The 13,954-nt window shown below is 60.1% G+C and carries 15 protein-coding genes; 6 read left to right on the forward strand and 9 right to left on the reverse strand.

Annotation, left to right across the window (positions count from 1 at the left end; translation table 11 throughout):
* The first annotated feature begins 35 nt into the window (after window positions 1-35).
* The gene (locus ACR0AO_RS12410; protein WP_480604171.1) at window positions 36-1,091 is read left to right on the forward strand and encodes a transporter substrate-binding domain-containing protein; all 1,056 of its coding nucleotides are present in this window, start codon (window positions 36-38) and stop codon (window positions 1,089-1,091) included.
* Window positions 1,092-1,094: 3 nt separating this feature from the next.
* Here the strand turns inward: ACR0AO_RS12410 and ACR0AO_RS12415 are convergent, their stop codons facing one another.
* The 6 genes from ACR0AO_RS12415 to ACR0AO_RS12440 all read right to left on the reverse strand — a co-directional run bounded on the left by ACR0AO_RS12415 (window position 1,095) and on the right by ACR0AO_RS12440 (window position 5,914).
* Window positions 1,095-1,439 (reverse strand): hypothetical protein, encoded by a 345-nt coding sequence (locus ACR0AO_RS12415; RefSeq protein ID WP_480603962.1) that lies wholly within the window; start codon window positions 1,437-1,439, stop codon window positions 1,095-1,097.
* A 327-nt stretch (window positions 1,440-1,766) separates the two neighbouring features.
* A complete protein-coding gene (gene dapD, locus ACR0AO_RS12420; RefSeq protein ID WP_480603964.1) occupies window positions 1,767-2,594 on the reverse strand; it encodes a 2,3,4,5-tetrahydropyridine-2,6-dicarboxylate N-succinyltransferase in 828 nt (275 codons plus the stop codon).
* A gap of 92 nt (window positions 2,595-2,686) precedes the next feature.
* Entirely contained in the window at window positions 2,687-3,649 is a 963-nt protein-coding gene (gene bioB / locus ACR0AO_RS12425; RefSeq protein WP_480603966.1) for a biotin synthase BioB, read from the reverse strand.
* A complete protein-coding gene (locus ACR0AO_RS12430; RefSeq protein WP_480603968.1) occupies window positions 3,642-4,229 on the reverse strand; it encodes a biotin transporter BioY in 588 nt (195 codons plus the stop codon). Before ACR0AO_RS12430 ends, bioB begins: the two co-directional genes overlap by 8 nt.
* 123 nt (window positions 4,230-4,352) lie before the next feature.
* Entirely contained in the window at window positions 4,353-4,952 is a 600-nt protein-coding gene (locus ACR0AO_RS12435) for a GntR family transcriptional regulator (RefSeq protein ID WP_480603970.1), read from the reverse strand.
* A 44-nt stretch (window positions 4,953-4,996) separates the two neighbouring features.
* Window positions 4,997-5,914, reverse strand: a complete 918-nt coding sequence (locus tag ACR0AO_RS12440) for a threonine/serine dehydratase (protein WP_480603972.1) — start codon at window positions 5,912-5,914, stop codon at window positions 4,997-4,999.
* Window positions 5,915-6,003: 89 nt separating this feature from the next.
* Here ACR0AO_RS12440 and ACR0AO_RS12445 point away from each other — a divergent pair, with 89 nt between their 5' ends.
* Window positions 6,004-6,846, forward strand: a complete 843-nt coding sequence (locus ACR0AO_RS12445; protein ID WP_480603974.1) for an LOG family protein — start codon at window positions 6,004-6,006, stop codon at window positions 6,844-6,846.
* Between the two features lie 48 nt (window positions 6,847-6,894).
* Window positions 6,895-7,182, forward strand: a complete 288-nt coding sequence (locus ACR0AO_RS12450; protein WP_480603976.1) for a hypothetical protein — start codon at window positions 6,895-6,897, stop codon at window positions 7,180-7,182.
* 6 nt (window positions 7,183-7,188) lie between these two features.
* Here the strand turns inward: ACR0AO_RS12450 and ACR0AO_RS12455 are convergent, their stop codons facing one another.
* Window positions 7,189-7,398, reverse strand: a complete 210-nt coding sequence (locus ACR0AO_RS12455; protein ID WP_480603978.1) for a hypothetical protein — start codon at window positions 7,396-7,398, stop codon at window positions 7,189-7,191.
* 162 nt (window positions 7,399-7,560) lie between these two features.
* Between ACR0AO_RS12455 and ACR0AO_RS12460 the strand changes: the two genes are divergently transcribed.
* Complete coding sequence (locus ACR0AO_RS12460) at window positions 7,561-8,679, forward strand: cystathionine gamma-lyase (protein ID WP_480603980.1); 1,119 nt, start codon at window positions 7,561-7,563, stop codon at window positions 8,677-8,679.
* A gap of 7 nt (window positions 8,680-8,686) precedes the next feature.
* Here the strand turns inward: ACR0AO_RS12460 and ACR0AO_RS12465 are convergent, their stop codons facing one another.
* Together ACR0AO_RS12465 and rlmN are read right to left on the reverse strand one after the other, a co-directional pair.
* Complete coding sequence (locus tag ACR0AO_RS12465; protein ID WP_480603982.1) at window positions 8,687-9,037, reverse strand: hypothetical protein; 351 nt, start codon at window positions 9,035-9,037, stop codon at window positions 8,687-8,689.
* A 112-nt stretch (window positions 9,038-9,149) separates the two neighbouring features.
* Window positions 9,150-10,334, reverse strand: coding sequence for a dual-specificity RNA methyltransferase RlmN (gene rlmN, locus ACR0AO_RS12470; protein ID WP_480603984.1), 1,185 nt, complete (start codon window positions 10,332-10,334; stop codon window positions 9,150-9,152).
* A gap of 169 nt (window positions 10,335-10,503) precedes the next feature.
* Here rlmN and ACR0AO_RS12475 point away from each other — a divergent pair, with 169 nt between their 5' ends.
* Together ACR0AO_RS12475 and ACR0AO_RS12480 are read left to right on the forward strand one after the other, a co-directional pair.
* A complete protein-coding gene (locus ACR0AO_RS12475; RefSeq protein WP_480603986.1) occupies window positions 10,504-11,574 on the forward strand; it encodes a peptidoglycan-binding domain-containing protein in 1,071 nt (356 codons plus the stop codon).
* A 192-nt stretch (window positions 11,575-11,766) separates the two neighbouring features.
* Entirely contained in the window at window positions 11,767-13,920 is a 2,154-nt protein-coding gene (locus ACR0AO_RS12480) for a CARDB domain-containing protein (RefSeq protein WP_480603988.1), read from the forward strand.
* Window positions 13,921-13,954: the final 34 nt, after the last annotated feature.

Genomic DNA, 13,954 nt, shown 5'->3' on the forward strand with positions numbered 1-13,954 from the left:
GTACGATAGAGGGCCGCAAACAAGTAGCCGGAGCGATGCGCGCATTCTTCATCACCCTGTGTCTGATCTTCACGGTTCTGTCCCAGCAAAGCCTGGCGCAGTCACTGACCGTCGCGACAGTCACCCGGCCACCGTTCTCTTTCCCGGAAGACGGGAAAGAGGCCGGCTTTTCAATGGATCTTCTGGCCGCGCTCGCCCAGTCCCTCAAGGCCGACTATGACATCAGTCGCATGGACGGGTTCGCCGAAATGCTGGGTGCGGTTGAAAACGGTGCGGCCGATCTGGCCATCGCCAACATTTCGATCACAGCATCGCGCGAAACCCGCATGGATTTCAGCCAGCCGATTTTCGAGGCCGGTCTGCAGATCATGGTGCCATCCGACGCGGCCCGCCGCCCGTCGCTGCTGAACGCATTGCTGTCCCGCGAACTGTTCATCGCCATCGGGCTGGCCATTGGAATTCTCCTCGGCGGCGGAATGGTGATGTGGTATTTCGAGCGGCGCGCGCAGCCCTATTTCGACCGCAAGCTTAACGAGGCCTGGTTTCCCTCTTTTTGGTGGGCCCTGAACCTTGTGGTGAACGGTGGGTTCGAGGAACGTGTGCCGCGTACCGCGTTTGGTCGGGTGTTCGGCGTTATACTGGTTATCTCATCCCTGTTCATCGTTTCGGTCTTCACGGCCAAAATCACCTCGGTGATGACGGTTGATGCCATCAGCGGTACGGTCAACTCGGTCAACGATCTGTATGGCAAGAGGATCGGCACGATCAGCAACTCCACCGCCGCCAGCTTTCTGGAACGGAGAGAGCTTGACTATGCCGGTTATGACGGGCTGAGCCCGCTTCTGACGGATTTCGAGGAAGGAGAGCTGGACGCGGTCGTATTCGACGCCCCCATCCTGTCCTACTATGCGTCTCATGACGGCAGAAAATACGCCGCAATGGCAGGGGGTGTTTTCATGAGGGAAAACTACGGCATTGCTTTCCCATCGGGCTCGCCACTGGTCGAGGGCGTCAATCAGGCGCTGCTGTCCCTGCGCGAAGACGGCACTTATGACACCATCTATCGCAAATGGTTCGGGGTCAGAAACTGATCTTCAGTTCCCTTCGATCTCATCGAAAAACGGCGTCATCTGCGCCACGACGACCGCGTTTTCATCAAGCGCCCGTTGCATGAGCGCGCGTTCTTCGTCGCCGATCTCGTGCCCTTCCGCCTCGCGCTCGGCCAGCGTGCCATAGCCTGTAACGTCCAGCGGCGCGGTGTCGGCCTGTTTCAGGATCGCGACCGTCTCGCGCACCGCCTCGGCCTCATCGACGCCACTGGCAAAACACATCAGGGCCGCCCCGGTCGCCCCATCAGGCAGCCCGTCGCCGTCCTTGCGGCCGATCTGGACCAAAAGGGTATAGACTTGCTGACGCGAGGGTTTCTTTTGCTTTTCCATCCCGAGGGCCTTAGCCGCGTGCCTTGCCATGGTCAAGATCGTTCCCTTTGCCGGGCTCTCAAGCGGTTGCCGTCTGACAAACCGCCTTTCCGGTTGCCCATGTGGGTCAGGATCATCCGCGTGCGCACGATATCGCCAAGGCGTTGTCCTGACATTTCGAGTGCGACCCTGATGATTTCGAAACGCCGGGCTGTCCGGGTTCGGTTGTCGCTGACATCAGCTGTTTTTCCCGGTTCGGTGATCGCGCCGAAGACCGGCGAAGAAACGAAAAAGGCCACGGTGACAATCACCGCAGCCTTGGATTTACACGACCCCCGGAACCGCAGCTTAGTCGCGCAGCAACTCGTTGATGCCGGTTTTTGAACGAGTCTTTTCGTCGACCCGCTTCACGATCACCGCGCAATACAGGCTGATGTTGTTCTTGGACGGCATAGACCCCGACACGACCACCGAATAGGGCGGCACCTCGCCATAGGTGACCTCGCCGGTTTCGCGGTCGACGATTTTGGTGGATTTGCCAATGTAAACGCCCATCCCCAAAACCGTGCCTTCGCGGACGATACAGCCTTCAACGACTTCCGAGCGTGCGCCGATAAAACAGTTATCCTCGATGATGGTGGGACCGGCCTGCATCGGCTCCAGCACACCGCCGATGCCGACACCACCCGACAGGTGCACGTTCTTGCCGATCTGCGCGCAGGAACCGACGGTGGCCCATGTGTCAACCATGGTGCCCTCGTCCACGTAAGCGCCCAGATTCACGAATGATGGCATCAGCACAACACCCGGCGCGATATAGGCAGATTTGCGGACAACGCAGTTCGGAACCGCTCGGAACCCGGCCGAACGCCATTGATTCTCACCCCAGCCGGCGAACTTGCTGTCCACCTTGTCCCACCAGCCACCGGCTTGCGGGCCGCCGGACTGGATTTCCATATCCTTGATGCGGAAACCGAGCAGAACCGCCTTTTTGGCCCACTGGTTCACATGCCAGTCGCCATTTTCCAGCTTTTCCGCCACTCGCAACGAACCGCTGTCCAGGGCGTTCAGCGTATCTTCGATGGCTTCGCGCTGCTCGCCGGTGGTGGCGGGGGTGATGGTGTCGCGCGCCTCCCAGGCGGCTTCGATGGCGGCTTCCAGTTGGGCGTTGGACATGGGGCTGCTCCCTGCAGAATCTCGTCATGATCGTGTGGCCTATAAGCAAGACGGGGCCAATGCGCAATGCGACGTGCATTGGCCCTCTTGCGTCAATCACCACGCAATGCGCCCATCGCGGCAAACATATCGCGGTCATCTCCGGTGCCCGCATTGGGCGCGGTCAGCAGGACATCGCCATAAAAGACCGAGTTCGCACCCGCCAGAAAACACAACGTTTGTTCGGCGGCGGAAAAATCCGAGCGTCCGGCGGACAGGCGCACCCGGGATTCCGGCATGACGATTCGGGCCGTTGCCACCATACGCACCAGATCGAAGATGCCGACTTTGTCCCGATGCGCCAGCGGCGTGCCCTCGATCGGGATCAGCGCGTTGACCGGCACGCTTTCGGGATGGGGGTCGAAATTCGCCAGAACCTGCAGCATCGACGCACGGTCGCGCAGGCTCTCGCCCATGCCGATGATGCCGCCGCAGCACAGGTCGATGCCCTCGTCGCGGCAATAGGACAGGGTTTCCAGCCGGTCCTGATAGGTCCGCGTTCCGATAATCTGGCCATAGAATTCCGGCGAGGTGTCCAGATTGTGGTTATAGGCGGTCAACCCGGCCTCGGCCAATCGTCTGGCCTGATGCGGTTTCAGCATGCCCAGCGTCACGCAGGCTTCCATGCCCAGCGCGCGCACGCCCGAGACCATCTCCAAAACGTTGTCAAATTCTTCGCCGTCGCGCACTTGACGCCAGGCCGCCCCCATGCAGAACCGCTCGGCTCCGGCGTCCCTGGCGCGTTTGGCCAGCGACAGGACATGCGCCGGGTTCATCAGTTTTTCTTTGGTCAGTTCGACCTCGCGGTGATGCGCCGATTGCGGGCAATAGGCGCAATCCTCGGGGCAACCGCCGGTCTTGATCGACAGCAGGCTGGCTTTCTGGATGTCCTCGGGATCGTGGTGCAAGCGGTGGACGGCATTCGCCCGGCCCACCAGTTCCAGCAGGGGAAGGCGCATGAGCGCCTCCACCTCGTCCACCGACCAGTCGCTGCGGATGTCGCCCTGATCAAGCATCCGTTCTGGACCCCCGGATCCTGGCCATCAAACCAACAGGAAGCCCCAGCACGGCCACGGTCGCCAGAGTGATTTTGACCAGATCGCCGGCGATGAAGGGAGTAAATCCATAGGCCAGCACCTTATCCGACGGCACGAACTGCGCCAGCCAGGCCAGGCCCAGAGCGTAAACTACAACAAGCCCCAGCAGCATCGCGGGCCACAGAAACAGCCTGCGCAGGTTGTCGGCGGCCCAGCCGACAATCGCTGCGGCCAGCACAAATCCCAGCAGGTACCCGCCGGTGCCGCCAATCATGTAGGCCAGACCGATCCCCTTCTCGGGCGTGCCCGCGAAGACCGGAAAGCCAACCGCCCCGGCCACCAGATAGCCGATCAGCGTCGCGGTTCCCAAACGGACCCCATAGGTGGCGGCAATTGCCATGACAGCAGCCACCTGCAGTGTCATCGGCACCGGCCAGAATGGTACCTGCACTTTGGCGCTGAGCGTCAGCAAAAGAACACCGGCGGCGACGCGCAGGGCCTGACCGGACAGCCCCAATCCCCCGACAGCGGGAAGGGCGGTTTGGTGAGTGGGCTTCATGGCTTACTCCATTTTATAGATAAATTTCACTTACAATTACACAAGTCGAAATTTTTATCTATAAAAGATTTCAGCGCAAAGTGACGCACACTAAATCACGCTGTTTCAACATCTTACACGGTGTTAGCGCGCACGGCGAATGTGGCGAACAAGAATCGAGATGGCCAAGGCCGCATCCTTGCGCTTGAGCGCCTGAACAAGGGCGGCGTGATCCGCATCTTCACGCTGCACCCATTTCTGCCTCCATTGGGCAAACAGATGCCGAGCGCTGGCGATGTGCAAATCGTCGATCGTGTGCAGCAACCTGGGCATGGCGCACGGAGTCAGGATCACCCGATGAAAGGCCCGGTTCCGCGCCTCCCACGCGGGCATGTCCTGCGCTGCATCGCAGGCGGCGCGAGCCTCGTCGGCCGCCTTGACCGCCGCCGGGGTCATGTTCTGTACCGAATGCTGGAGCGCCAGCGATTCCAGCGCCACCCGCATCTCGATCACTTCGCGCACCTCGGCAGGGTCCAGGGCGGTCACCCGCATGCCCCGGCGCGGCTCGCTTTTGGCCAGCCCGTGCGCCTCCAGCCGCAACAGCGCCTCGCGCACCGGAACGTGGCTTGTCTCGAAGGCACGGGCGATATGATCCTGCCGCAACTTTTCGCCCGCAGACAGGCTGCCGGTGATGATCTGCTGGCTGAGGCGGTCGTAAATCGTATCGGCAATCGTCGCGGACATGAATTATAGATAAAATCCACAACCTTCTTGCACAAGGCGCATTTTCAGCCCGACAGCGGGTCGGGCGCGATGTTTCCGCCACAGATCAGAACGGCAACCCGCTCGCCCGGATCGGGCGTGTATGCCCCCGACATCAGCGCCGCCAGCGCCGTCGCGCCGGCGGGTTCGACCAGTATCCGCCGCTCCTGCCACAGCGCGCGCTGCGCCTGCGCGATGGCCAGGTCCGAAACAAGGATGGCTTCGATCTCCCGCGCCAAGCCAAAGCAGATATCTCCGATCCGCCGCGCCCCAAGAGCGTTGGCGGCAATGCCGGAAACCTGAACATCCACGGGCGCTCCCGCCGCTTGCGCCGCATGCAGCGCGCAGGAGGTTTCAGGCTCGACCGCCACGACTTTGCGCGCACCCTGAAACCAGCCCAGCGCGCCAGAGATCAGCCCACCGCCGCCCACGGCGATCAGAACCGTATCCGCCTGTAACCCCTGCTTGTCCCATTCCGCAAAACAGGTGCCCTGCCCTGCCACGGTCGCTGGCGCGTCATAGGCATGAATCTGCATGGCGCCGCTGGCCTCTTCGTGTTCGCGCGCCAATGCCAGGGCGCTGGCATATTCACCGGGCACCACCGTCAGATCCGCGCCAATCCCTTCGATCAGCGCGATCTTGGACGGCCCCGCCATTTCCGGCACAAAGATCCGGGCCGGATAACCCAGCGCCCGCGCGGCATAGGCGGCCGCGGCACCGTGATTGCCACCCGAAGCCGCTACGACTCCGGCACCGGGAACATTGCAACCCAACAGCGTGTTGAACGCACCGCGCGCCTTGAAGCTGCCGGTATGCTGCATGTGTTCGGCCTTCATTTCGATGGGATATCCCAGACCGAATCCCTCTGCCCGAATGACCGGCGTTTCCTGCACATGGCCCTCAACCCGTTGGGCCGCTGCCGAAATCTCTGCCTTCCAATCCATTTTCACATCCTTGTCACGGGGCGGCACTGGCGCTCTGCCCGGGAAACCTATAGCTGTTTTGTAAACACGCAAGCAGGGATGCCCCAGCAATGAGAGAAGACCGCCTGAGCCCGTTCCGTGACGCCCATACCGACAGATCGACGGCAAGCGAGGTTCCGGACACGCCGCAGACCCGTTCGCCGGCTTACAAGCTGGCCTTTGCGGATGACGATTTCCTCTGCCGGGATGAATTGCGCCCGGTGCGCCTGCAACTGGAATTGCTGAAGCCCGAGATGCTGATGGCCGAGCGCCAGATCACCTCGACCATCGTCATGTTCGGCGGCGCGCGCATTCCCGAACCGTCGCAGAAACACACCGCGCGCACGCAAACCCTGGCGGACCTGTCGCAATACTATGACGAGGCGCAGGAATTCGCGCGGCTGATGACCGAGAAATCCAAGGAAAGCGGCTGCCGCGAGAATGTGATCGTAACCGGCGGCGGGCCGGGCGTGATGGAGGCCGGCAATCGTGGCGCGCATGAGGCGGGTGGCTGTTCCATCGGGCTGAATATCGTGCTGCCACATGAACAGGCGCCGAACCTGTTCGTGACGCCGGAACTCAGCTTCAACTTCCACTATTTCGCGATCCGCAAGATGCATTTCCTGATGCGCGCCCGCGCCATCACCATCTTCCCCGGCGGTTTTGGCACCATGGACGAGTTGTTCGAGTCGCTGACGTTGATCCAGACCGGCCGCATGGAACGTGTGCCCTTTTTACTGTTTGGACGGGCCTTCTGGGAAAAGGTCATCAACTGGGAGGCGCTGGCGGATGCCGGTACGATCTCGGACGAGGATCTGGACCTGTTTCGCTTTGTCGATACCGCGCAAGAGGCGGTGCATATCATCGAAAACTGGGAACCCGCACCGGCCCGCGATTCAATTCCCGGGAGATAGGCGGAATCGTGGTAGACTACACTCCGACCGCAACCAAGGGAGGAGCCCATGTCTTATGTAACGGTATCCAGCTGGAGCTATGACGACAGCCTCGACGAAACCGCCCTGCTTTCGACGGCCAGGGAAAAGCTCAGCCAGCTCAAGGCGATGGGCGCCAGCAGCGGTCATCTTGTCCGGGTCAGCCCGACAGAAGGGCTGATCGTGATGGTCTATCCGGATGAAGGCACATGGAACCGCGTGCGCGAGTCGGTGGAACACATGCGCAAGGATACCGTTGCGGCCGAAGGCGGCGCCATGACGCGCGCTTTCAGCGGCCCGGCAGTGGTTTCCGTCTGACACCGCTCAATGCAGATCTGACGGAAGTACCCCAAGCTCATCGCCGCCAGGCAGCTTGGTCACGACCTGTTCGCCTTTCACATTCTTGATGGCATAGCCGAAACCGGCCAGCCGGAACTTCCATTCCCGCGCGCTGAGCGACTTTGCCCGCTCGCGCTGAAGCAGGTCCAGAACGGCCGCCTCGATCCCCGTGCTTCCAAATTCAGCCTGCGCCATTTCTTCCCCTCCATGGCATTGACCCCGGGTTGGAAGCTAGATGTTCAACGGGGCGGAAATTTACCGGATTTTAGGTAAGTCTTAGGCAATTCCTGCGCTTTCAAGGACACAATTTGGATGCTATTGCGGTTCGCAACGTGACGGGCACAGGGGCAAATGGCCATGCAAAAACCAGAATCGGGCGACCTGAAACTGGGCGAAATGCTTCATTTGCGCGGCAACGCCCTGAGCAAGGGCGAACCCGTCGCCCCGCCGCTGGTTCAAAGCAGCATGTACCATCTGCCGGGCGCACCCGAGGGATTTGCAAGCTATGGCCGGGTGAACAACCCGACATGGGAATATCTTGAACACGCGCTGTCACATCTCGAAGCAGCGCCAAGCCTGTCTTTTCCTTCGGGCATGGGCGCCATATCCGCAGCCCTGTTTGCCGTGGTCAGGGCCGGACACCGGGTGCTGATCCCTTCGGACGGATATTATGTGACCCGGCTGCTGGCGGACCGCTTTCTGTCCAATCTGGGCGTTACGGTGATCGAACGCCCGACCGTCGGTTTTGCCGATGGCGGGTTTGATGGTTTCGATGTGGTTTTTGTTGAAAGCCCGTCAAACCCCGGTCTGGACATGGTCGATCTGGCGGCCATTGCCCGGGATGTCCGGGCGGCGGGTGGCATTACCATTGCCGACAATACCACGCTGACGCCGCTGGGGCAGCGCCCGCTGGATCTGGGGATTGATGTGGTCGTATCCTCGGACACCAAGGCGATGGGCGGGCATTCAGATGTGCTGATGGGCCATGTCGCCAGCCGGAACGCGGAAATCATGGAAATGGTCGAGGAATGGCGCAAAGTGTCGGGCGCAATCCCCGGCCCGCAGGAATCCTGGCTGTTGCACCGTGGGCTGGAAACGCTGGACGTGCGGTTCGAACGGATGTGCGCAACGGCGGGCATTCTTGCCGCAAGGCTGGCCGAGCACCCTGCGGTCCGGCAAATCCGGTATCCAGGCCTGCCGCAGGACCCTTCGCACGATCTGGCCAGCGCTCAGACCAGACGGTTCGGGTTCCTGTTGTCGATCACGCTGGAAAGCGAAGACCAGGCCGAGCGGTTCATCAACGGCTGCCCCCTGATCCGGCCAGCCACGTCGTTTGGAGGGGTGCACACATCCGCCGAACGACGCGCGCGCTGGGGCGATGCGGTCGATCCGGCCTTTGTGCGGATGTCGGTCGGTTGCGAACCTGCAGAAGAGTTGTGGCAGGCGATCAGTGCCGCTCTGGACCGGTTGGAGTGACAGCCGCCTATTTTTTCTGTTCGCGCAATTCCTTGAACACGAAGATCGGCAGCAGAATTCCGGCGACCAGCGCCCCCAGCCAGACCAGCAACGTGGCCGCCAGCAGGTTTGAAATACCGCCAACGGTCAGCCCGGAGGTGACGAAATCGGTGATCAGCAGCCCTACGAAGGTCACGACAAGGGCGATGCCCCCCTTGAGCGCCGGCAGGTTCCTTTCACTGACCTTCGCGATCAATGGCTCGGCTATCACCTGCACCAATGTGAACACCACCACGACGACGATGAAGGAAAGCGGTGCAATGGAAAAACCGGTGAGAAGGAGCGCAGCAAGCAAAAGCCCGGCGGCATTGCCGATCAATAAGGCAACAACCGACATGATACGTCGCGACATGGCAAAAGACCTCGCATTCAATCCTTGTTGATACTGAGCGCGAGCCTAGACCGGGATCGGATCGATTTCACGTTGTTTTTCAAAGGCCCGCTTCGGATTCGATCTGTTTGCGGGACTTGCGTTCACGTTCGGTCGCCGATTTCAGCTGTCCGCACGCGGCCATGATATCCTCGCCGCGTGGGGTGCGGATGGGTGATGCGTATCCGGCCTGATAGATGATGTTGGCGAATGCGTGGATGCGGTTGTTCGAACTGCGCTTGTAGGGTGCTCCGGGCCATTCGTTGAACGGGATCAGGTTGATCTTTGCCGGAATGTTGTGGCGTCTGATGTGGTCGATCAGGCGGTGGGCATCCTCGTCCGTGTCGTTTACACCATCCAGCATCACGTATTCAAAGGTGATCCGTTCCGAATTCGATGCCTTGGGATAGCTGGCCAGCGCGCCCAGCAGTTCCTCGATATTCCAGCGTTTGTTGATCGGGACCAGCATGTCGCGGGTTTCGTCCGTGGTTGCGTGGAACGAGATGGCCAGAAGGCAGCCGATTTCGTCTGCCGTGCGCGCGATTTCCGGCACCACGCCGGAGGTCGACAGGGTGATGCGGCGGCGGGACAGTGAAATGCCTTCGGGGTCCATCGCGATCTTCATCGCGTCGCGGACGTTGTCGAAATTGTAAAGCGGCTCGCCCATTCCCATCAGAACGATGTTGGACAACAGCCGAGTTTCGTTTTTGGGCTCGCCCGGGGTCGGCCACTCCTCCAGATCGTCGCGCGCCATCATGATCTGGCCCACGATTTCCGCAGTTGTAAGATTTCGTACAAGTTTCTGGGTGCCTGTGTGGCAAAACGTACAAGTCAAAGTGCACCCGACCTGAGAGGATATACACAGCGTGCCGCGATCCTCTTCGGGGATATAGACCACCTCGACCTCATGACCGCCGGCGATGCGAACCAGATATTTGCGGGTCCCGTCCCCGGACACCTTGCGGGTCACCACCTCGGGGATTTCGATCACGAACGCTTCGGCCAGTTGCGCGCGATAGGCTTTGGCGAGGTTGGTCATCCCCGCAAAATCGCGCACCCCCCACTGATAGATCCATTGCCAGATCTGGTTCACCCGCATCTTGGCCTGTTTTTCGGGCGTGCCGTGTTCGATCAGAACCTCGCGCAACCGGTCGCGGGTCAGGCCAACAAGATTGATCTTGCCCCCGGCAGGCAACTTGCGGGGGATGGTCATGACATCATGAGTGATCGGCGCTTTGGCGGACATGGGCAGAGACTCGGCGAATTCTGGTACGGAATGCGCCTCTATATAGGAATACGCGCAAAGATCAAAAGGTTTCGTTTGGGACGGGAAGGAACGGGTTAAGACATGGTTGATTTCCGCGAATCCCGAATTTGAGCTATTCTAAACAGGACGGTTTGTGGCGGAGGGCGAAATGGCCAAGGGTATTTCGGCGCCGGTGGGCAAAAGCAAGGCGAATGATTCCGAAGACGTTAAACGGGTTCAGACCCTGTTGAACCCATTCGCTCAGACCGTCGGGTTTCCGAAACTGAAAGTCGACGGAAAGTTCGGCAAAAAGACCGCAGGTGCGATCGGGGCATTTCAACTCAAGGTTTGCAAGTTCAAACCCGACTATGTGATTTCGCCGAACAAGACGACGATCAAGGCGCTTGTCGCGGGTCCGGCAAAAGCCAAGGCCAACGCCAAAAAGGCCGAGCAGGCCAAGGCCGACGCAAAGAAAGACGCTGTGAAACAAGCGGTCAAGGCCGCCGAGAAAGCGGCCAAAACCGAAAAACTGGAAAAGAGCACCTGGGCAGGCGTCCTGGACAAAATCGAATCCTATGCCGACGAGCTGTATGACGATTTCCTGGACCTGTTCGAGAAAAAAGCCGAGGCGACGCCGGAGGACGCCAAGAAAATTGCGGACAAGGTAATCAAGGAAGCGCAGAAGAAAGCGGCCGACGAGGCCAAAACTGCCGCCAAAGAGGCCGAGAAGAAACCCGATGCCAAAAAACCGGAAGCCAAAGGCAAAGTCACGGGCAAGACAAAGGGTGTGAAAAAGAAAATCCTGAATATCCTCGATGAGGTTTCGGCCTTTTACGGCAAGCCCATTCTTGTCGTTTCCGGCCTGCGCTCAAAGGAATATCAGGCCAGATGTATGTACAATGGCTGGAACGGGCACTTAAAGCGCGGAAATTACTACTATTATCTTGCCAGAAACCAGAAGCTTCGAGAGGAGCTGGACGGCATAAGGCAGCGCGGGGACAAAAAGGCCTTTGTTGGCACCATGCTGAAAAAGGCGGATTGGAAACAGGTCTCGTACCATCTGACCGGCAGCGCCGTCGATGTGGCTCTGACCACTGATAAAAGGGTGATTGCGGCTCTGGCCACCTGTCTTAACCATCTGCGCGAAACCAACAGCGGCAAGGTCGCCTGCCATCATTTCGACCTGAAGAAATGCGAATGGCCGATCAAGGAGTCGACCAAGGCCAAATGGAAAACCTGAAGACCCGTTTGCGTCGCGCTTTGGCTGCCCCGCACCTGTTTCGGAACGCGCGCAAAGTGCAGTCACAGCCGATGACGGCCCAAATACGATTATACTACCATAAGGTTGAATGCATATCGCAGGTTCAACGTCAAATTGTTGCCTGATTTGAATGCCATCGAGGCCGAAAGTCATTTCACAAAGGGTTTCGACATGGGCAAGCCAAGCAAAGGCGGCAGCAACAGCAACACGATTTCCGGCAACAAGCGCGACAACGTCCTGAACGGTTCGGATGCGGCCGAGACTATTGACGGCAAGGGCGGCGATGACACGCTCTTTGGTGGCGGGGGCAACGACACGATTTATGGTGGCAGCGGGACCGACCTGGCCATTTTTTCCTATGGCCGCGATTCGTATGAAGTCACGGATCTGGGCAATGGCCAGATCCTTGTCTCGGGCCCGGACGGTGACGATCTTATTTCCGGGGTGGAGCTGTTTCAGTTTGCCGACATGACGCAGACCCTGAACGAGGTCGTTCTGCCCCGGCTTGCGAACCTGACCGCCGACGGCATTTCCGTTGACGATGCCATCCTGTCACCGGGCGAGACATCGGGCATTACGGTGCAGGTATCGTCGAACGGCGTGGTGGATGCCGGAGCGTCCACCGCCGAGTTGCTGATCGCAACCGCGCCGGACGAAGCGGCGGTCACCGGATCGCTGGGCACGGTCGATCTTGCCGCTCTGGCCACCGGAACCGGTGAGACTGCAAGCTTCACGCTCGACCCCGGAGCGTTGGAACCCGGCACCTATTGGGTCGCGGTGCGGGTCGATAGCGGCGATGCGGTCACCGAGGAAAACGAGACCGACAACCTGACCGAATGGGTTCAGATCACAGTCGAAGCACCGGTTGCCGATCTGAAACTTGCCTCGGCCACGGTCGGGGCGGGTTCCGATCTGAACCTTGAAGGCGGTGGCAGGATCGACATGACCTATGCGATCGAGAATGCCTCGAACATCGATGTGTCGTATTTTTCGGTGGCCACCTACATCTCGACCGACACGACGATTTCCGCCGACGATCACCGGATTGCCGGAGCGACCGGCGGCACCTTTCCCGGGCATACCAACAATTTCACCGTTTCGCACTGGCTGCCCGAAAGCTACGCAGCGGGAGATTACTACCTGATCAGTGTCGTGAACTGGGGCGATGGCACCCCGGACGCAACGCCCGGGGACAATGTGATCACCCAGACCATCACGCTGACACCACCGCCGCCGCCGACAGTGGATGTCGCCGTGACCGGCGTTGAGATCAGCGCCTCATCGGATCTGGATCTGGGGCCGGATGGCGGTCGCCTGGATCTGTCGATCGACCTGGCCAATGGTGGAACCGGGGCGGCGTCCGGTGTCGGGCTGACCGCCTATCTATCCACCGATGGCACGGTTTCCGAGGATGACATCGCGATCTGGAGCGGGATCACGAGCCTTGCTGCGGGCGACACGGCGACGATGACGGCCACGGCGCAGGTGGATCTGAACATCCCTGCCGGGGATTATCAGGTGATTGTGGTCGCAGATGCCGCTGACGATATCGACGCGGCCAATGACAGCGCCAGTGCCGGGGTTACATTGATTGGCGGCATCGGCACGGGTACGGCGGGCGATGATGTCTGGGTCAGCGGGCCGGGCAGCGATGTGGTGGACCTGATGGGGGGCGACGACATTGCCCATGCCGGTGCCGGAAGCGACAGCGTTGACGGCGGCGCGGGTTTTGACACGCTCGACTTTTCCGGCTGGTCCGAAGGTGTCGGCGTCTTTTTCGACAGCTACATTGGGTCGGAGCTGTACGCCTATCCGACTGCCGGCGGCGCACCGGTGTCATCATGGAACAATTTCGAACATCTGGTTCTGACAGGGCACGACGATCAGGTTGCGCTTTATGACGGATCTCCGATGTCGGTGGATGCCGGGGACGGGAACGATACGGTCGAGGGCAGCTTTGGCGACGATGTGATCGACGCAGGGGCGGGCGACGACCTGATCACCGGACTGTTCGGGAATGACGTTCTGCGGACCGGAGAGGGTTTCGATTTCGTCGGCATCGCGCGCGACACTTCGACGGGCACGGTTACCGGATTCGGACATGACGTTGTCGAGGATTTCGATACCGATTTCGACCTTATCCTGATTCAGACCGCAGATGGCGAGACCTATGATCCGCTTGCCGACCTTATCCAGTCGCCGGATGGCGCGTTGCTGATCTATGCCGATGACTCCAGCCTGCTGCTAAATGGCGTTGATTCAGCCGATCTGACAATGGAACACTTTCAGTTCATGGATCCGGCGGGACCCGTACCCACCATGTGATCCATGGCCTGCCCCGCATTGCGGGGCGGGTCCG

The sequence above is a fragment of the Ruegeria sp. AF8 genome, assembly GCF_056541825.1.